The organism is Aquimarina litoralis, from assembly GCF_019295435.1.
Taxonomy (GTDB): domain Bacteria; phylum Bacteroidota; class Bacteroidia; order Flavobacteriales; family Flavobacteriaceae; genus Aquimarina; species Aquimarina litoralis_A.
In genome coordinates this window covers 19541-38686 of record NZ_WEKL01000034.1, presented here as the reverse complement: position 1 = coordinate 38686, position 19146 = coordinate 19541, and the positions used below count along the sequence as shown (strand labels likewise).

The following is a 19146-nucleotide window of genomic DNA, read 5'->3' as shown; positions in this document are numbered from 1 at the left end:
ATTTAAGTTTTTTAAGTTATAACCAATCAATAAATGATCCCATTCAACAAACCCTACATGACTGGCGATGAGCTGTATTATATTAAAGATGCAGTATCAAAGATGAAAATTTCTGGTAATGGATATTATACCAAAAAATGCCATTCTTATTTTAAAGAGAAAGCTAGTTTTCGAAATTGTTTGTTAACATCTTCCTGTACAGATGCTTTAGAAATGGCAGCAATTCTAGTAGATATAAAAGCTGGAGATGAGGTGATTATGCCATCTTATACTTTTGTGTCTACGGCAAATGCATTTGTATTGCGAGGAGCTAAAATTGTGTTTGCAGATTCCTATGAAAATAATCCTAATATAGATGCAAATTCATTAGAAAATTTAGTAACTGAAAAAACTAAGGCGATTGTAGTTGTCCATTATGCGGGTATTGCTTGTGATATGGACATTGTTATGGATCTTGCTAACAAATACAATTTATTTGTAATAGAGGATGCAGCTCAAGCCATTGATTCTTATTATAAGGGTAAACCATTAGGTACTATAGGACATTTAGCTGCTTTTTCTTTCCATGAAACTAAAAATATCATTTCAGGAGAAGGCGGAATGTTAGTTGTTAATGATGAAAGATTTGATGCCAGAGCTGAGATCATATGGGAAAAAGGGACCAATCGTTCTGCGTTTTTTAGAGGTGAAGTGGATAAATATTCTTGGGTAGATGTAGGATCTTCATTTTTGCCCTCGGATGTTACTGCAGCTTTTTTGTATGCCCAATTAGAAAACTTACAAAAAATACAATCGAGAAGAAAAACACTTTGGAATAATTATTATGATAATTTAAAGGTGCTTGAAGAAGAAAAATTGATAAAACTACCTGAAATACCTGATTATGCTACGTGTAATGGTCATTTATTTTATATAGTTTGTAACTCTCTAGAACAAAGGAGTAAATTGATTTCATTTTTATATGATAATAATGTTTGTTCAGTTTTTCATTATCTATCACTTCATAAAAGCCCTTTTTATTTGGATAGGAATGAATATGTAGAATTGCATAATTGTGATATTTTTTCTGATCGGTTATTGCGGTTACCTTTATTTTATGAATTACATGTAGGGGATCAAAATAAAATAGTGGATCTTATAAAAACATTTTTTGATAGAAAGGAACAAGTATGATATCTGACTTTTTAAGCAAAAATATATATCGAACAGCATTTATATTTTGTTCGATTTTTATTGGATTGTTGATGACTTTTTTAAGTCAGGATTATGGACCTTTAGAAGACACAAAAATTCATCAGGATCATGGTGTGCGTATATTAAATTACTTCAAAGGAGTAGATGAATTGGCGTCACTGAGTCCGGTTGATGAAAATGGGAAGTATATTGACGTTGCATTAAGTAAGGATAATGAAAATCGTGGGATGAATGGTTTTGGTGGTTTTTTTGATTTATTAACCAATTTTCTGCATCAGTATTTTGAAGACGTTAATGTTTACACTTTTAAAAACCTTATCAATTCCGTTTTTGGTTTCCTTTTGTTTCTTTTTTGCGGATTGATAGGAAAAGAAATTGGTAATTGGAAAACCGGGATGTTGGCTTTGTGTTTTGCGGTATTATGTCCAGTGTTTTTTGGATACGCTATGAATAACCCTAAAGATATACCTGCTGCTGCATTTTATATGTTTTCCTTATATCATATTATCAAATTAATAAAAGAACTGCCTAAAATTAGTTTAAAGAGAGCCTTTTTTTTAATTGTAAATATTTCTTTGCTAATCAATATTAGAGTTATTGGTTTAATGACAATAGGTTATTTAGTGCTAGCTGTTTTTTTATGGTGGTTTTTAGAAAATTATGAATCGAAATTCACAAAAATAGACAAAAAAGCTACATTGGTTTTGTTAGGAAAAACAATAGGGGTTTCAATACTTTCTTATTTGGCGGTAAGTATTTTCTGGCCATATGCACAAACAAACCCTTTAAAAGTTCCAGTGGAGATTTTATTTAAAATGGGTGAGTTTAGAGGTTTTGAAAATTTACAGTTGTTTGAGGGCGAATGGAAGAGTAGTTTTGAAATGCCTTGGTATTATGCCATAAAAAACCTGTTTATTATTATGATGCCATTACATGCATTTCTAGGTTTCTTTTTGATACCATTACTGTATTTTAAAGAAACCAAACAAAATATACTCAAACTTTCGATGGTTTTATTTGCATCAGTATTTCCAATGATCTTGATAATTATTGCAAATCCAAATAGCCACGACGGTTCTAGACAGTTCATGTTTTTGGTATTACCTATGGTTATTTTAAGTGCAGCTAGTTGGTATAAATTATTCAGTATGATTCCTACTAAAAATATAGTCAGAATTGTTTTTGGTTGTATGGTATTTCTGATGTTACAGCCTTTGAAATTTATGATACAATACCATCCATTGCAAGCATTGTATTTTAGTCCAATCATTGGTGGTGTGTCTGGAGCATTTGGTAATTATGAGATTGATTATTACGGTGTGGCGGCAAAATCTGCTGTGGATTGGTTGTCAGAAAATGTAGGAGACAAGAATAATCCTCCAAAAGTGCGAATGTATTATGGTAGTCAAACCAAATTTAATTATCGAGATGAGAAAGAAACTGGTCTGAAATATATCGAGGATAGAAGGCATTCGCTAGATTGGGATTATTCTATCGTTTTATTGGCAGAAGGAAAATATAATAAAGATCATCTCAATGTTAACTGGTCAAAAGACCATACAATTCATGAAATAAGAATTGATGATGTTGCTATATGTTTTATCCTCAAAAATCATAAAGATTTAAATAGACATATTTCAGAACTTAAGTTAGAATTACAAAAAAAAGCTTCTTCAAATGGATATGGACAGTTGGCAATTTTAGAATATGATAAAGGGAATTATTTTAAAAGTATAGATGCTTTGAACGAATCCGTTAGATTAGATCCTTACAATTTTATTGCATTTAATAATTTATGTTCGACATATAATCAACTATTGATGTTTGATGAAGCTAAAATTGCTTGTGAAAAAGCTTTGTTAATTAAATCAGACTTTGGATTGGCAAAAAATAATAGGAGTTTAGCTATACAAGGTATCCAAAAAAGGAAAGCTAAAAATTTTACGGTAAAAGAATATAACTTTATTAGTGACAATTATTATAAAATAGGATATCAAAGAAAAAGTATTCTTGCCATTGAAGAGTTGCTCGAGAAAGATCCGAATAATGCTGTAGCATATAACAATTTATGTACTTCTTATATTAGATTAGGTCTTTATGATAAGGCTATAGAAGCATGTAATCGAGCAATAGAAATTGCTCCTGATTTTCAAATGGCAAAAAACAATCTTAAATGGGCCGAAGAGAGTCAAAAAAATAAGTAAGAAGTGAAGTTCTTTTACTTAATTTAAATTATAGAGTTTCTGTGAATATTTTAATTTCAAATAGGTATAGAGGATATGTAGATATAACATTAGGTTTGATAGTCCTGTATGGTATATTATATCATTATACTGCACTTATTACTTTAATTACCGATTCTTACTATCCAGTAAAAAGCGATGAATTTTTATATTTCATAAATACAGAATCTTACATTTTAAATGATACACTTAGAGCAGCATTGACATTTACGGGAAACGGTAGCCCTGTTTTTGGGACTGATTCACATGGTTTTGGATATCCGTTAATGCATGGTTTTATAGGTGAAGTTTTTGGATGGGGACATCTTAATTTCATTTATTTTAATTTTATTATAGTATTAGTAGCTATTTTTTTTATAGCAATAATGCGATCCATTTCACTCAATCAAAAGTTATGGATAACATGTATCATACTCTTATTTCCTTTTTTTCCTATATTCTCTTTCACCTATATGCAGGAAATAATTCACGTCTTTATAGGGATATTGATGAGCATATTATTATATAATATCTATAAGAAGAATGATAACATAATCTATATATCAATTTTTATTGGTATTACCATTGCTGCTGGTTTTTTTCGTCTGTTATGGCTTTTTTGGTTAATAGGACTAATTCCGTTGGCAAAAACAAAACCTGAATTTGTAAAATATGGACTGATATTCGTTTTTGGTGTTATACTTTCTTTTGTTTTTGTTAAGTTATTTGCTGAACCAGTTTCAAATTATTTCACTTCTGTCATAAACTTATTAACCAAAGGTGAAATTATAGAGGCGATTAGTTCTGTGGTGAATCATTTTTTTAAGAATCTTAGGCTTTATTTTTTTGAAGATGATGTTACGATAATTTATACTTCTATAAAGTATATCAATTTTGGACTTGTAGCTTACTTTTCTTTTGATGCAATTAAAGATAGAAACAGATTGTCTATGGCAATTGCGTTAATCGGAATTATAAATTTTTTGTTACTATTTTTTTTGTACGATGCTTTTGCATGGAGAGAAATTAGAACCTTATCTCCATTGTTCTATTTTCATGTTATTTTTATAGTGTTAAAATTAAATAATATTGGGAAGTATGTATTAGTGACAGGTTTATGTTGTTTGTTTTTTCTAACATTAAAAACTTCCAATAGAGTTATTTCAGAGAGAAATAGCGTTGATGTACAAAATTTGAATAAGCAAAAAAAAATATACAGTGAGATTGCAGAAAAAGTTCCAGATAATAGTACTATTTTATTGGCTTATTTACCACAGGATTTTTCTTTAGATTTACTTAGTTTGCCATTGCGTAATACTAATAATTCACCTATTCGTTACATTGTGCAATATCAAAAAGTTAAAATTGGGAAGTATGATTATATTCTGAGTAGACCAGGAGCCAATGTGCCTAATAAAAAGGTTATCGAAAATAATTTGTACGCTCTTTTTGAAAAAAAATAGTCAATATTTTTATACGAACTATTACCAAAAAAAATAAATAATATGGTAGTTAAAAATATCTTTGAATCAAAAGTAATTGATCGAATAGTGGTGTTTACACTGTTTTTTATTCTTTTTTGGTTTATCATAAAATACCTTCCTGCAGATATGAAGCTTCATATTGATGCAATTGTTAGAGTAAATAATGGGCAAGAGTCTTATTCCCCACATTTTTTGTTCTTTTTTATAGTTAATTTTCTTTCTTTTTTTTCCAATAATATTTCTTTAATGATTTTTGTTACAGCAGTAGTTTTAGCATTGGCAAGTCTTGGTAAATATTTAATAACAGATAGAATGATTTCAGATGTTGGGTTAGGTATTCAGGAAAAGTATAAGGCTACTGTAATTAAAATGATTTCTTTTGCATTGCTGTTCTGTTTTGCAATTCCGGATGTTTATAGCTTTTTTGTTTTAAAAATGATGTATTTAGGGAGAACCCCATCTATGGTTTGGCATAATTCTACCATTATAACCGTTTTTCCCTTTGCAATACTTCTTTTTTGGAAGCAATTAAGAATATTTGATAACAATTATGAAAAGTTGTTTCATAAGGATATTATGATAGTATCTCTACTGGTTATTATAAATATATTAATTAAACCTTCTTTTGTTTTTGTGTATATTCCGGTTACTGCTCTTTTTATTCTTAAGCACTTTGATATTCGTAATTATAAAGATTTTTTAATTAAAATTTTTCCAATTGTACTGGGGGCTATCGTAATTTTAATTCAATTCATTAGTATTTATTACAATACATCAGAATCTTTAAAAGTGGATAACAATTCTATAGCAATTGGGACTCCATTTGAGTTTATTAGGAATTTTATTCCAAGTTGGTATATACCTTTTGCTTTTATATTCTCTTTTGCTTTTCCGATTATTGTTGCTTCCCTTTATAAGGAGATTTTGAAATATCTCCCTTTTGTATATTCAGTATATCTAGCTATTTTCGGAATTTTGGTAAGTGCTTTTTTTATAGAAGATGGATCAAGAAAGTTTCACGGTAATTTCACTTGGCAAAATATAGTTTGTGCTTATATGGTTTTTTTAAGTACTGTTCTTTTTTTAGTGTCTAAGCATTCGGAAAAGAGAGATTTTTCTAGGAAGATGTTTATCGTTTGGGGTGTTTTGCTACTACACTTTTTATCAGGTGTTTTGTATCTGTTTAAAATGTATTTTACGGGATCATATATCTAAGAAAATTTCATCTAGTTATTTTTCTTAGCTTTAAGAGCATTTAAATTGTTTTTCGCTAATTGAAAATTTGGATCAATTGTTATTGCTTTTTCGCAATGTTTTATTCCTTTTTCATATTGTCCTATTTCTCCATATGCATAGCATAAATTATTATGGGCAATTTTATTATTTTGATTGATTGTTAATACTTGTAGATTTATAGTTATGCTCTCGTTATATTTTTTATTAACCATATAATTGATACCCAATTGAATTAATTCATTTTCTTTTTTAGGTTGTTCTTCTTTGGATATGGTAGAAACTGGATCGTTCTTAATTTTTTCTTCAACTTCACTTTTACTTTTTGAAAACAATATTATAAATACTATAAAAGGAATAATTAATAAGCTAAAAAACTCAATAATCGTTGGTGCCTTTTTATTAAAAAAATTAATCTTCATACTTTGTTTTAATAATGTTGATGTTGTACTAAAATAATATTAAAATATAGAAAATCCAGTAAGAGTTGTTAATCTTTCTAATGCAAACATACCTAATTCAGAATTTCCTTTAGGATTTAGTTGAGGACTCCATGTAGTAACTGCATATTGACCTGGATGTATTGCTGCAATTCCACCACCAACACCACTTTTGCCTGGCAAACCTACTCTAAAACTAAATTCTCCGGCTTCATCATAAAATCCGCAGGTTTGCATAATAGCATTAATTCTTTTTACTTTCCGTTTAGAAATAATTTGAGTGTCATCAAACAGCGTTTTACCAGAATTAGCATAAATCATAAAGGCAGTTGCTAATTCTTTGCAAGACATCTCGATAGCACACTGAAAAATATAGAGATCCAATACTTTTTCAATATCGTTTTTAATATTGCCAAAGGATTTCATTAGATTTAATAAAGAAGCATTTCTATGACTAAATTTTTTTTCGGATTGGAATACTTTAGGATTGATATCAATTTCCTTATTATCAGAAATAGTCCGAATAAGTTCTAGAAACTTCTCTTTAGGATCGTCTACAATAGAAATTAATATATCCGCTATCACCAGAGCACCTGCGTTGATCAATGGGTTTCGCGGAATTCCATTTTCATATTCCAATTGTACTAAAGAATTGAAAGGATCTCCAGAAGGCTCAACATCAACGCGTTTGAACAATTCATCATCTTCAAGTAATGACATTGCCAATGTTAATGAAAATACTTTAGAAATACTTTGAATAGAAAACCGTTCGTTTTGATCTCCAAAACCATAATGTCCAGAATTAATGCAATAAAGATGCATTCCAAATTTATTGGGATTAATTTTAGCTAACTCAGGAATGTAAGAAGCAACATTACCATTAGATTTTTTATGAAAAGCTTCTTTTTCAATACTGTTTAAGATCTTCTGATATTCCATATAAATAGTTAGTTTAAGTCAGCTAAAAAACTACCAGTAGCTATTTCATAAGGAGTTTTATTTTGTTCAAATACTCTAGCAGATAGATTGCCTTCAAGCGATATTTGATCTCCATTTATTTTTAACCAACTTCCTTCTCTTAAACCTACAACAGGTTGAGGATTTAAATGATGAAATTCTTTAATGCGAGTTTCTCGGGTTTCCCCTTTATGAGTGGAGTTGGGATCAGGATCTAAATAATGCGCATTTATGTTAAAAGGAAGTATTCCTAAGGTTTTGTGGCTTGGTGGATGTACAATAGGCATATCATTTGTAGTTTGCATCGTGAGACCACAAATATTACTTCCTGCACTTGTTCCTAAATATGGTACACCTTGATTAATTGCCGTTTTTAAAGAAGGTAAAACTTCATTTCTATATAACTGATCTACAAGTAAAAAGGTGTTTCCTCCTCCAGTGTAAATACCTTGGGTATTTTCAAAAGCTTCATTTACAGAAGAAAACATATGTATGCCCAGTACTCGTTTATTTATTTTCTTGAAAATGTTATTTACCCCAATGGTATACTCATCATGAGAAATTCCTCCAGGACGCGCATAGGGAATAAATAATATTTGATCAGCATCTTTGAATAGTTCTATTAAAGTTTCAAATAAATATTCTAAAGGACCACTACCATGAATTGTAGATGTACTTGCTATGATACAGTTTCTCATAAAATTATTTTTTGTAAAAGTAGTTTAACGTTTTCTTATAAAGAAATCTTCTGAGGATATTGAAAAAATATAGTATCTTGAATACGAAGAAATGTAATTGCACCAACTATGAAAATGAAATTATCCCTACTTTTTATATTCCTTATTGTTACTAGTTCGATTGCTCAAATTACTTCAAGAGTTATGATTGATGGAAGAATAAGTGCGCCAATTGGAGATGACGTGGAAGGAGTTGTAGTGTATAACCTAACTACAAAAAAAGGAACGATTACAGATGGCGATGGTAATTTTAGAATTAGTGTAGGAACTAATGATAAGATAGAAGTTATTGCGATGCAATATCAAAAATTTGTTGTATTAGTCGATAAAGGGGTGTTGGATAATAGAAGATTAAATATTTTCTTAAATGAATCTGTTAATTTATTAGAAGAAGTGATTGTTACTCCTTATGATTTATTAGGTAACGTGACTATAGATGTAAAAAAAATAAATGTTGCCGAAAGTGGAGTAGATGAGGTAGCCAAGTTAACTTCTTCTAGAATTAATGATACTGATTATAGTTGGACCCAAGATGAGCTATCAGAGCTGGATAACAAAGTTTTTTTAGAAGATAGAATGATTTATGGATTAAACTTTGTCAATCTTTTTAGAGAAGTGTTTCAGAAAACGAATAAAAAAGATAATAAGATTCCAGCGGATATTGATGTGAAAGTGAGAAAAATGTATGATGATGAGTTTTTTAAGACAAATCTAGCTTTAGAAATGGATCAGATCAATGATTTTATATTTTTCGCGGAAGAGAATGGTCTTAATACCACATATTTAGAGGAAGGAAATGAGTTGAATCTAATAGAATTTTTAGTCTCTCAAAGCAAAGTCTATAAAGGACGTAACTAGTAACACTCTTTTCTTTTCGCAACATTTTTAGGAAATTTTCGTCTTTGGATTAGTTGATTGAATTTTGAAAATATTTCAAGTTTGGTCATAAACTAATTCAATATATGATCAAAATACTACCTTTCTTTATACTTATTTTTTTTGCGTTTCATTTTTCTTTTGGACAAAATACAAGACTCAAAGGGACTATTGTTGCAGATTCATTACAAGGTTTTGCAATTAATATTGTAAACTACACCAAAAAAATAGGAACAACTAACGATCAAAGTGGATTCTTTGATATTCCTGCATCTGCGAATGACTCTATTATTTTTTCATCGGTTCAGTATAAAGTTGTTTCTATAATCGTATCCGAAGATGATCTTGATAAAGAAACTTTTAAAATTAAATTATTTCCTGTAATTCAAAAATTAGATCAAGTCAATGTTAGTAATGTGAAACTTTCCGGAGATATAACAAAAGATGCTAAAGATATTCAGATAAAACCACACATAGATAATAGAGTACTAGGATTGCCCGTTAGAAATATAAAACAACCTACTCTGGAGGTTAGGAGGATATATACAGCAAGTTCTGGACCTGTAGATTTGTTATTAAATACTTTAAATGGAAGGTTGAAAAAATTAAAAAAGCTAAAAGAACTTGCGGATTTAGAAAGTCTTATCGAAAAAGGAGAAAGAGCTTTTGACACTACCTTTTTTACTGAAGATTTAGGATTACCAGAAAATCTGATTTCTGATTTTGTATATTATTGTTCTGAAGATGAGTATTTCGAGAATTTATTAGAAAACACGAAAAGGTTGTCATTACTGGAGTTCTTTCAGAAAAAATCTAAAGAATACAAAGTGCATAAAGAAATTGACTGACATTTATTTTTTTACAATAAAGATTTTTTGGCACGGTATTTTATGCCAAAATAGTACATTTACGACTTTCTAAAATAAGAGAAATTGAAGAAACAATTATTTATAGTATCAGTACTTGTAATTTCATTATGTTCATTTAACGTGTTACATAAGTTTTATGTGAGCGTAACCCAGATAGAATTCAACGAGGAGGAACAATCATTGCAAATAATCTCCAGAATTTTTATCGACGACATTGAAAAAGTGTTGAGAGAACGTTATGACGAAAAACTTGAATTACAATCTAAGCAGCAAGAAACAAAGGTTGATCAATATCTAAATACCTATTTAAAACAAAAGCTAAGAATTACTGTTGATGGAGAAGAAGTATTCTTTAGTTTTTTAGGTAAAGAGTATGATAATGATTTGGTATTGTGTTATCTGGAGGTTGAGAATGTTTCATCCTTCGAAACTATCAAAGTTTCTAACCTGGCATTAATGGATTTCTTTGAAGAACAGCAAAATATAATACATGTTAAGAAAGGAAAAAAACGAAAAAGTTTGATCTTAGAAAAAGAAAGGGATCAAGGGATGTTAAAGTTTAGTGAATAAATGACTAAACTTTTAAAAAACAATTATTTTGCGGATTATTACTTAACACAATTACACTTCTAATGAAAAAAATTCTCTTTATTCTCTCGATTACTTTTTTGGTATCTGGAACGGGATTGTATGCACAGAATCAGGGTTCTAGTGAAAAAGCTAGAGAGCTAGGGCATACAAACGAAAACAAGTTTAAGCAAATGTATGATGAGTTTGCGACACCAAATATGTATAGAACAGCATCAGGAGCACCTGGATCTGCTTATTATCAGCAACAAGCGGATTACAAAATGGATATTGAGCTTGATGATAAGAATAAAAAACTTACCGGAAAAGAAACCATTACGTACACAAATAATTCACCTGATAACTTAGAGTTTCTTTGGGTGCAATTGGATCAAAATATGAGATCCAGAAAATCTAAGACTCCGTTAATTCAGCCAACAGGTGTTGATGCGGCAGATCCACCACAAAGATTTGTTGGTAAATACTTAGGAAAGCCTTTTGATGGAGGGTTTAACATAACTTCTGTTAAAGATGCTTCAGGAAAGCCTCTAGAGTATACTATCAATGCTACAATGATGCGAGTTGAGATGCCTAAAGATTTAGTGCCAGGAGGGAAGTTTGTGTTTTCTATAGATTGGTGGTATAATATAAACGATCATGTAAACGGAAGAGGTAGATCTGGCTATGAAGAGTTTGAAGATGGAAATAGAGCCTACGTAATTGCTCAGTTTTATCCAAGAATGGCGGTTTATAATGATGTTGAAGGATGGCAAAATCATCAATTCTGGGGTAGAGGAGAATTCGCACTTCCTTTTGGAGATTTTGAAGTAAATATAACAGTTCCTTCCGATCATATTTTAGATGCTACAGGAGTTTTAGTAAATAGAAAAGAAGTGTTTACTAAGGAAATGATGAATCGTTATGACAAGGCTAAAAAATCATATGATAAACCTGTACTTATTGTAACACCAGAAGAAGCAGAAGCCAAAGAAAAATCATTCTCTGAGAGTAAAAAAACTTGGAAACTTCGCGCTAAAAACGTGAGAGACTTCGGATTTGCAACTTCAAGAAGATTTATCTGGGACATGATGGCCGTGAAAATTGGCGGTAAAGATGTTATGGCTGTTTCAATGTATCCTAAAGAAGGAAACCCATTATGGGAAGATTGGTCGACTAAAGTTGTTGCAAGTACATTGAAGTCTTATAGTAGAATGACTTTTGATTATCCGTATCATAAAGCTATTTCTGTACATGCGAAGAATCAAGGAATGGAATACCCAATGATTTGTTGGAATTACGGAAGACCAGATAAAAAAGGTAATTTTAGTGATCGTACCAAATTCGGGATGATGAGTGTAATTATTCATGAGGTAGGTCATAACTTTTTCCCAATGATCGTAAACAGTGATGAGCGTCAATGGACTTGGATGGATGAAGGTTTAAATACTTTTGTACAGTATGTTGCAGAACAAGATTTTGGAGAATGGTATCCAGATGCTGTTGCACCACTAAAAAGTTATCCATCTAGAAGAGGACCTGCAGCTAAGATTGTTCCTTATATGAGTGGAGACCAGAGTTTTATTTCTCCGATCATGTCTCAGTCAAATAATATACACCAATTTGGAGCCAATGCTTACGCAAAACCAGCTACTGGACTAAATATCCTTAGAGAGACAGTTATGGGAAGAGATCTTTTTGATTATTCATTTAGAACCTACTCTCAAAGGTGGATGTTCAAACATCCAACTCCTGAAGATTTCTTTAGAACAATGGAAGATGCATCTGCAGTTGATTTAGATTGGTTTTGGAGAGGTTGGTTCTACACTACTGATTATACCGATATAGGTGTTACAGATGTAAAGAAATATGTTGTATCTAAAGAGCCAAATCAAAGAGCGAAAGATTTTGCAGCAGCAAGAGGCGCTAACATTGAAGATTTTGGTCCACTAGTGTTCATGGTAGAAGAAGGAAGTGATGAGTATGAAACTATAAAGAAAAATGGTAACATCATAGATGATGCTAAGACCTTAAAAGAATATTTAGTAGATAACTTTTCTGTTGAAGAAAGAGAAGTACTTAAAGAACCAAAATATTTTTATGAGATTACATTCGAAAAACCAGGAGGTCTAGTAATGCCATTGATTGTAGAATATACATATGAAGATGGAACTTCTGAAACGGTTACATATCCAGCAGAAATATGGAGAAAGAATGATGCTTCAGTTCGGAGAGCAGTTGCTTCTGAAAAAGCGATTTCTAAAATCGTAGTAGATCCAAATCAAGAAACTGCTGACATAGATACTTCTAATAATAGCTGGCCTAAAAGGAAAAAACTAGGAAAGTTTGATAAATTTAAAAGTAAAGTAAAAGGTCAATAAGTTAAAAAACCTTTAAATCAAAATTTTAAAGCCGTTCGTAGTGTCGAACGGCTTTTTTGTATACATTATTGTAGTTATATTTGCAGGGATATGATAACAATACCTTTATTCATAAGCGGAACTGAAATTGCATTTATAGTATTTATTCTTGTAATGGTTTTTGGTGCAGATAAAATCCCTGAAATAGCTCGCGGTTTAGGTAAAGGTATGCGTATCGTTAAAGACGCTACTAATGATATCAAATCTGAGATCACTAAAAGTGCAGAAAAACATGGAATAGATACAGAACTTCCTAATTCCATAACATCCGATATTAAAAAAGAAATCACTCAGGCGAAAAATGATATTGAAGATGTAACCGGCTCCATAAAACGGAAATTATAAGTTTTTAAAGCTTGTATTTTGTTGTTTCTTTAAAATTTACCATGCAATTTTTTCATTATCACAAAAAATAACCCAGTTTTTTGAGGTTATCTTATGTTGTAGTATTTTTCCTTAAAACCCTTGTAAACATTGGTAGTTAGCACCTCATCTTAGTCCTATGCAAGCATAGGATCGTTATTTTTTTTAAGATTCTTTCAAAAAAAAGTATCATTATTTAGATAATATTTAATAAATTGGTACTGAAATTAACTAAATGGTAATTATTTGATATTTTAAGAATAAACTATACTTAAAGATCAAATTCACACAAACTCATTAATCTTATACTAAAATGAAAAAAATTATTCCTCTAGTTTTAGGGCTTTTCCTCGTTGTCTCTTGTTCTAAAGACGATCCTACAGAAGTAATAGAAGAAAATCAAGTATCACAGAAGATTTTATCTATTGACGAAATCAACTCTTTTATAGAAAATAAACTAAAAGAAAATGGAGATTTGGACTGGGCTAAAGATGCTTCATCACAAATATTGTATAGCGCAGTAATGCATGGAGGCGAGGTTCTTACTATAGGGTTTGGACAAAAGGGAGAAAGCTTTATTGAGGGTGCGCAAAGATCTTCCCGATTGAACGGAATTGTAGAAGATATTTATAATACTGTACAAATTAGTGAAGGAACAAAAAAATCAGATATTCAGGTATTTGAAGACAATACGTTAAATGTATTAGATGTTCACATAACTAAATTAGAAACTATAGAAGAACTTTTAGCGATGGATAATATTCGCTATTTAGAACCTAATGGATACGGTTTCTATTTAGAAGAAGAAGTACAGCAGAAGTCTGCTGGATGTTCACAAAATGGTCAATCTATTAATAGTGCAGATTACAGTGTGATTTCTCCTAATGCAAGAGTTCCATGGAATTATAATATTCATAACATACCTCAAGCTTGGAATTATAGTACTGGAGCTGGTATTACTGTAGGTTTAATTGACAGTGGAGTATCTGCAAATCAAAATCTTTTAGGAAACGGTTTTAATGATGGCGCTTCTAACGGAAGAAGTATTCAAAAAGTCGGGACTTATATTGACTCTTTTTGGTGGTGGTCTAATAATATTGATGGACCAAATGATAAATGTGGTCATGGTACGCAAATGGCTTCTATAATTGCTTCTCCTCGTAATAATGACTTTATGCCAATGGGAGTTGCATACAATTGTAATTTAATTTCTTATAGAGGAACTTCAGATGTAGTTTTAGAAGATTATCACGAACGTAAAGGGGTGAGTAATGCCTTAAAACAATTAGGTAATAACGGAAATGTAAAAATAATTTCTATGTCTATAGGATATCCTTGGTCAATTGGAAATGTAAAAGATGCGGTTAAATATGCTTATGGAAAAGGAAAAATGATTGTAGCTGCAGGAGGAACTTCTACAACATTTACAAATTGGTACGGTGTTATTTTTCCGGCTAGTATGAATGAAACTGTTGCAGTTACAGGATTAAAAGACAACGGATATAACAGATGTAATATTTGCCATGATGGAAGTAAAATTGACTTTACCATAGTGATGCAGAGAGCTAATGATTCTAATAGAAATGTGCCGGTTTTAGGATTTAATAATGGAGATCAGTCATATGTAGGTGGATCTTCAGCTGCAACCGCTGCTACCGCAGGTATTGCCGCTTTGGTTTGGGCTCGTAATCCAAGTATGACCAGAGCTCAAGTATTGGATAAATTAAAAAGAGCAGGAGAGTTTTACCCAAATAGAAATAACAAATTTGGATACGGAAATATAGATGCTTTAAAAGCTGTACAATAACATATGAATTAGCAATTGTAGTTACTAATACATGTTAAAAGTGGGGTCTATTTGTTTAGATTCCACTTTGTTATAATACTCTACTAACCGTTAATCCGTCTCTTATTGGTAACAATACGGTTTCTACTCTTTTATCTTCTACCAATAATTTATTGTATGTTAACAAGGCTTTTGTGGACAGATCATCTTTCGCTATTGGTTCAATGACTTTTCCACTCCAAAGAACATTATCTGATAAAATGATCCCTCCAGAATTCATCTTTTCGATGATTAACTCAAAATATTTAGGATAATTCGGTTTGTCGGCATCAATAAAAACTAAGTCAAATTGTAGATCTAGAGCAGGAATGATTTCTGTTGCATCTCCAATGTGTTGGAATATTTGAGAACCATAAGGTGAAAGGTTAAAGTATTTTCGCTGAAAATCTTCTAGCTCTTCATTAACATCTATCGTATGTAATACACCATCTTTTTTCATACCTTCTGCCAGACATAATGCAGAATACCCAGTATAGGTTCCAATTTCTAAAATGTGTGTTGGATTGATTAGTTTGGAGAGTATGCTCAATACTCTACCTTGATAAGGACCACTTAGCATTCGTGGTTGTAATATTTTTTGATACGTTTCACGAGTTAGTTTCTGTAGTAGTTCTGGTTCCTGTTGCGTGTGATTCACAACATAGGTATCAAGTGCTTCTGGAATGAAGTGCATATTTTCAAACTTTCTGCAAAGCTAGAATTTCTAGGGCCAAATAAAAAATAGATCCTACAATATTAAGTAGGATCTATAAACCATAAATACCAGTTTTATTTATCGCATACCCTGACAGGTAGCTCCTGCTCCGTTACAACGTGTACCAGCATTATTCAACGCATCATTGATAGATTCGGCTGCAAAGGTGAACCATCCTGATGCTGGATTATCCACAAAACCACAATAGCATGCAAACACCCTACTTTCACCAGCTAACCCTAAGCTCGCTTTGATGTTTTTTTGTGCTGTTTTATTTAATATTTTTATGCCTTTTGTCTGTAATAAATTATGTTTCATTTTTAGAAATATTTTGTTTTATTAAAAAATATGATATCCTACTCTTTAAAGGATTTTCGGATTCCTCCTGTATTTACTATTTTAAAATTTCTGATAAATCCATAACACTGTATTCTCTTGGTAGTTCATACCCATTGATAAAAATTGTAGGCGTATGATCTATATGTTCATTCGTACACCAGGTACTCATTTCCTGTATTTCTTGATCGAGAATGGAGGTGTTCTGATATGTTGGATTTTCATTAGTTAAGTTCTGAAGCTTTTTGTCTTTTAGAGCATACCATGTATTTAGTGTGTTTTTAAGAGTTTTTGGTTGAGTTTTTAAGGATAAAAAATGTTTTACAACATGGGTATTAGGATCATTTATATTATTACTTACGGCAAATATGATTTGTAGATTAATAAGCCCTTCGTCTAATAATTTTTCTAAAACAGGATGTGCTTGAGCACAAGGGTTACAATAAGGATTACAAACTTTTATTACATTAACTAATGCGTTTTTTGATTCGAACCTAATACCTAATTCGTTTGGTGTAGATTGTACTTTCCTTGATCTTATTAGTAATTCATTAAAAACATTCTTATTGTATTTAATTCTTTTTAGACTTCTCTTGTATAAATTAATTTGTTTTGTTTTTAAAAGAAGAGGTTGTATTAGTTTCCAAACTAATATTGAGGTTAAAAACAAAGTAAAGAATACGGGTAGTGTAGAAGTTTGAAAAGAGTTGTAATGAAATTTACTAACTAAACTAATTATGATTTCACCTAGTAAAACAAGTTGTAGTCCAATACAGAATTTGCACCATCTTTTAATTATGATAGCCTGATAATAAACAGATAAAATTACTATTGGTATAGCAAGTAAACTAAGATTTGTTAGCCATGATAATATAGAGGGAGATAATCCATAAATCCATGTGTATGAAAGGCTGGCAAAAAAGTAAGAAACCCCAAGTGTACTTAAGCGAATGTTTCCATAGAAAATAGTTGCTTGTTTAGAATTGAGTACTAGATTACAATCTACTTTTTTTCCACCTGAGCATAGACTTTGTAATGTTGGGTTATATTCGTCAAATTCGAAATATAAAATTGTTACAGCAATTGCGAATCCAATCAGTTTTATAGTAAGATATAAGATGCTATTTAGATTATATAGGAAACTATTTAATGTATTTCCTTGACCTAAGGAAAACAAAATTTTAAATAATATGGAAATAGAGACAAGTAATAAGATAACATTCAGGGTTCTCTTTTTTGATATTTTAAACTCTATTCCTTTTTCTTTTGACAAGTCTGATTTTTCAGCCATTAAACAAACTCCAGTCCATTTGTTTAGGAAATCCTGTTTTGACGTTGTATTTAGTTGATTGTTATGATCAAAATAAGTGACCAATTCTTCTTTAATGCTTTTTAATGTATAGAAAAATGTCGTTTCTTTTGTTTGTACTTGAACTATAGAAGGAGTTGATAGAACATCTAGTTGATTTTTACCCAGTTTTACGGCTAAATTTTTTATGTTATATCCTGTTAATGTATCGGATATTGATAATAAGCTATCATTTTCAGGGTGACTTAACAATGCGTCCTCTAAGTAACTTTTTGTATACTTTACCTGTAATAGATCAAGTATTTTTTTTGTAGTATTAATATAATTTTGCATAACAGAAAAATTTGTATAAACCAATTGTAAATACATACAATTGGTTTATTATTTAGTTTGGATTTTACTGTTCAGCGGCTAGAGCTGCATCACTTTTACAAGTAGCTCCACTATCACAACGACGATGAACATCGTCAATCATTTGTTGAACATTTAAGTAATTCCAGCTGAAAGTGTAACCAGTTCTTTTACAGGTACAAGTCATCCACTTTCCTCCTAAAACATTTTTCAATTGATCTTTTTGTAAAACTTCAACCCCATTAAGGTTTGCAATGTTTTCTAACATAATATTTGATTTATGAATTATAATTTCTCGATCATTTATAGACATTCGAGATTCCTGTCTCCTCTTCGCGAATGAGATATTTTTATTTCTTTTAGATTAAAAAGGACATAGAGGAGTGGCATTAAATCTTTCAAGGCATCCGATATATGCTTGGTTGTAGCCATTACTGATAAAAGGAAAATCTCCGTTTACAGCAATATTGGTTCCAATACCTCTAACTTTACACCATACCTGATCAAATACATATACATCGTATCCGTTAGTCCCTTTTGGGGTATTTCCAACTATATATAAATGAGATTTGCTTCCCTTTCCTTCAGCAATGTCTCTTGCTCTACCTGGAAATTTTTGCCATCTACCATTTACTCTTTTATAAATGTCACTATGTTTATTAACTAACCATGCTTGTGCATCAGAATTTCCGGCTGCAATTCTTTTTCCTCGACCACCTATTTTATGCCAGCGGTTATTTTCTCTTTTATAAACATCATATTCTCCGCCTCGATCTGAATCTCCTAAAATATAAACATCACCTTTTTCATTAGCACCTATATCTGTTGCTTTACCACTCATTTTAACCCATCTCGAATTTGTTTGACTTGATGGGTAATAAGTTGATTTGTAAATTTCATTTTTATGATTAGTAATCCAGATTACATTATTACCATCTACTGTAATTCTTCTGGCTTGACCTCCTAAAAAAATCCACTTTCCATCAGATCCATCAAAAGCATAAACAGCTCTGTTCTTTGCTACTGCGAAAATGTATTTTGAATTAGCAGCTACATCAATAGCATCTCCAGGAAGTGCTTTATATGTTATTTGATCTCCACAAGATACTTTGTTGATGTTTTCTATATCTGCATTGGATGGTTCAATTGGAGTTTGATAAGTTTCAATGTCTTCTGAACTACAAGAAGTAAATAAGAATACTAATGATAGTATATAGTATACGAATGTTTTTTTCATGATAAATAAATTTG

Annotated in this window: 18 protein-coding genes; 10 read left to right on the top strand and 8 right to left on the bottom strand. The window is 30.9% G+C overall.

The genetic code is table 11. The features are described from left to right. Positions 1-33 precede the first annotated feature (33 nt). The 4 genes from rffA to GBO31_RS16695 are packed head-to-tail and all read left to right on the top strand — an operon-like array spanning position 34 to position 6115. Positions 34-1173, top strand: coding sequence for a dTDP-4-amino-4,6-dideoxygalactose transaminase (rffA, locus tag GBO31_RS16710; protein WP_219009505.1), 1140 nt, complete (start codon positions 34-36; stop codon positions 1171-1173). Further along, complete coding sequence (locus GBO31_RS16705) at positions 1170-3398, top strand: tetratricopeptide repeat protein (protein ID WP_219009504.1); 2229 nt, start codon at positions 1170-1172, stop codon at positions 3396-3398. Before rffA ends, GBO31_RS16705 begins: the two co-directional genes overlap by 4 nt. A 41-nt stretch (positions 3399-3439) precedes the next feature. Then, on the top strand, positions 3440-4879 hold the full coding sequence (locus GBO31_RS16700; RefSeq protein WP_219009503.1) for a hypothetical protein: 1440 nt from the start codon (positions 3440-3442) through the stop codon (positions 4877-4879). Between the two features lie 42 nt (positions 4880-4921). Next, on the top strand, positions 4922-6115 hold the full coding sequence (locus tag GBO31_RS16695) for a hypothetical protein (protein ID WP_219009502.1): 1194 nt from the start codon (positions 4922-4924) through the stop codon (positions 6113-6115). 11 nt (positions 6116-6126) lie between these two features. Here GBO31_RS16695 and GBO31_RS16690 read toward each other — a convergent pair whose 3' ends face one another. From GBO31_RS16690 to pepE, 3 genes are read right to left on the bottom strand one after another with little or no spacing between them, the layout of a single operon-like run. Then, on the bottom strand, positions 6127-6555 hold the full coding sequence (locus GBO31_RS16690) for a tetratricopeptide repeat protein (protein ID WP_219009501.1): 429 nt from the start codon (positions 6553-6555) through the stop codon (positions 6127-6129). A 39-nt stretch (positions 6556-6594) separates the two neighbouring features. After that, on the bottom strand, positions 6595-7512 hold the full coding sequence (locus tag GBO31_RS16685) for a glutaminase (RefSeq protein WP_219009500.1): 918 nt from the start codon (positions 7510-7512) through the stop codon (positions 6595-6597). A gap of 8 nt (positions 7513-7520) precedes the next feature. Further along, positions 7521-8228, bottom strand: a complete 708-nt coding sequence (gene pepE / locus GBO31_RS16680; RefSeq protein ID WP_219009499.1) for a dipeptidase PepE — start codon at positions 8226-8228, stop codon at positions 7521-7523. 114 nt (positions 8229-8342) lie between these two features. On the opposite strand from pepE, the gene GBO31_RS16675 reads away from it, so the two are divergent. From GBO31_RS16675 to GBO31_RS16650, 6 genes are all read left to right on the top strand, one after another. After that, entirely contained in the window at positions 8343-9125 is a 783-nt protein-coding gene (locus tag GBO31_RS16675) for a carboxypeptidase-like regulatory domain-containing protein (protein ID WP_219009498.1), read from the top strand. A 104-nt stretch (positions 9126-9229) separates the two neighbouring features. Next, positions 9230-9991 carry a hypothetical protein gene (locus tag GBO31_RS16670; protein WP_219009497.1) on the top strand — a complete coding sequence of 254 codons (762 nt, stop codon included), beginning with the start codon at positions 9230-9232 and terminating at the stop codon, positions 9989-9991. Between the two features lie 84 nt (positions 9992-10075). Beyond that, positions 10076-10582 (top strand): DUF6702 family protein, encoded by a 507-nt coding sequence (locus tag GBO31_RS16665; RefSeq protein WP_219009496.1) that lies wholly within the window; start codon positions 10076-10078, stop codon positions 10580-10582. Between the two features lie 62 nt (positions 10583-10644). Further along, positions 10645-12957, top strand: a complete 2313-nt coding sequence (locus GBO31_RS16660; RefSeq protein WP_219009495.1) for a M1 family metallopeptidase — start codon at positions 10645-10647, stop codon at positions 12955-12957. 90 nt (positions 12958-13047) lie between these two features. Continuing rightward, positions 13048-13341, top strand: a complete 294-nt coding sequence (locus tag GBO31_RS16655; protein WP_219009494.1) for a Sec-independent protein translocase subunit TatA/TatB — start codon at positions 13048-13050, stop codon at positions 13339-13341. A gap of 331 nt (positions 13342-13672) precedes the next feature. Continuing rightward, entirely contained in the window at positions 13673-15166 is a 1494-nt protein-coding gene (locus GBO31_RS16650) for a S8 family peptidase (RefSeq protein WP_219009493.1), read from the top strand. 70 nt (positions 15167-15236) lie between these two features. Here the strand turns inward: GBO31_RS16650 and GBO31_RS16645 are convergent, their stop codons facing one another. From GBO31_RS16645 to GBO31_RS16625, 5 genes are all read right to left on the bottom strand, one after another. Beyond that, positions 15237-15878, bottom strand: a complete 642-nt coding sequence (locus GBO31_RS16645) for an O-methyltransferase (protein WP_219009492.1) — start codon at positions 15876-15878, stop codon at positions 15237-15239. A 99-nt stretch (positions 15879-15977) separates the two neighbouring features. Beyond that, positions 15978-16217, bottom strand: a complete 240-nt coding sequence (locus tag GBO31_RS16640; RefSeq protein WP_219009491.1) for a hypothetical protein — start codon at positions 16215-16217, stop codon at positions 15978-15980. A 76-nt stretch (positions 16218-16293) separates the two neighbouring features. Continuing rightward, entirely contained in the window at positions 16294-17877 is a 1584-nt protein-coding gene (locus GBO31_RS16635) for a vitamin K epoxide reductase family protein (RefSeq protein ID WP_219009490.1), read from the bottom strand. 64 nt (positions 17878-17941) lie between these two features. Further along, on the bottom strand, positions 17942-18208 hold the full coding sequence (locus tag GBO31_RS16630) for a hypothetical protein (RefSeq protein ID WP_219009489.1): 267 nt from the start codon (positions 18206-18208) through the stop codon (positions 17942-17944). A 51-nt stretch (positions 18209-18259) separates the two neighbouring features. Then, a complete protein-coding gene (locus GBO31_RS16625; protein ID WP_219009488.1) occupies positions 18260-19132 on the bottom strand; it encodes a tectonin domain-containing protein in 873 nt (290 codons plus the stop codon). Positions 19133-19146: the final 14 nt, after the last annotated feature.

Coding starts and splice junctions, on each gene's coding strand:
- rffA (WP_219009505.1), top strand. CDS start 34: ATGATCCCATTCAACAAACCCTACATGACTGGCGATGAGCTGTATTAT.
- GBO31_RS16705 (WP_219009504.1), top strand. CDS start 1,170: ATGATATCTGACTTTTTAAGCAAAAATATATATCGAACAGCATTTATA.
- GBO31_RS16695 (WP_219009502.1), top strand. CDS start 4,922: ATGGTAGTTAAAAATATCTTTGAATCAAAAGTAATTGATCGAATAGTG.
- GBO31_RS16690 (WP_219009501.1), bottom strand. CDS start 6,555: ATGAAGATTAATTTTTTTAATAAAAAGGCACCAACGATTATTGAGTTT.
- GBO31_RS16685 (WP_219009500.1), bottom strand. CDS start 7,512: ATGGAATATCAGAAGATCTTAAACAGTATTGAAAAAGAAGCTTTTCAT.
- pepE (WP_219009499.1), bottom strand. CDS start 8,228: ATGAGAAACTGTATCATAGCAAGTACATCTACAATTCATGGTAGTGGT.
- GBO31_RS16675 (WP_219009498.1), top strand. CDS start 8,343: ATGAAATTATCCCTACTTTTTATATTCCTTATTGTTACTAGTTCGATT.
- GBO31_RS16670 (WP_219009497.1), top strand. CDS start 9,230: ATGATCAAAATACTACCTTTCTTTATACTTATTTTTTTTGCGTTTCAT.
- GBO31_RS16660 (WP_219009495.1), top strand. CDS start 10,645: ATGAAAAAAATTCTCTTTATTCTCTCGATTACTTTTTTGGTATCTGGA.
- GBO31_RS16655 (WP_219009494.1), top strand. CDS start 13,048: ATGATAACAATACCTTTATTCATAAGCGGAACTGAAATTGCATTTATA.
- GBO31_RS16650 (WP_219009493.1), top strand. CDS start 13,673: ATGAAAAAAATTATTCCTCTAGTTTTAGGGCTTTTCCTCGTTGTCTCT.
- GBO31_RS16645 (WP_219009492.1), bottom strand. CDS start 15,878: ATGCACTTCATTCCAGAAGCACTTGATACCTATGTTGTGAATCACACG.
- GBO31_RS16640 (WP_219009491.1), bottom strand. CDS start 16,217: ATGAAACATAATTTATTACAGACAAAAGGCATAAAAATATTAAATAAA.
- GBO31_RS16635 (WP_219009490.1), bottom strand. CDS start 17,877: ATGCAAAATTATATTAATACTACAAAAAAAATACTTGATCTATTACAG.
- GBO31_RS16630 (WP_219009489.1), bottom strand. CDS start 18,208: ATGTCTATAAATGATCGAGAAATTATAATTCATAAATCAAATATTATG.
- GBO31_RS16625 (WP_219009488.1), bottom strand. CDS start 19,132: ATGAAAAAAACATTCGTATACTATATACTATCATTAGTATTCTTATTT.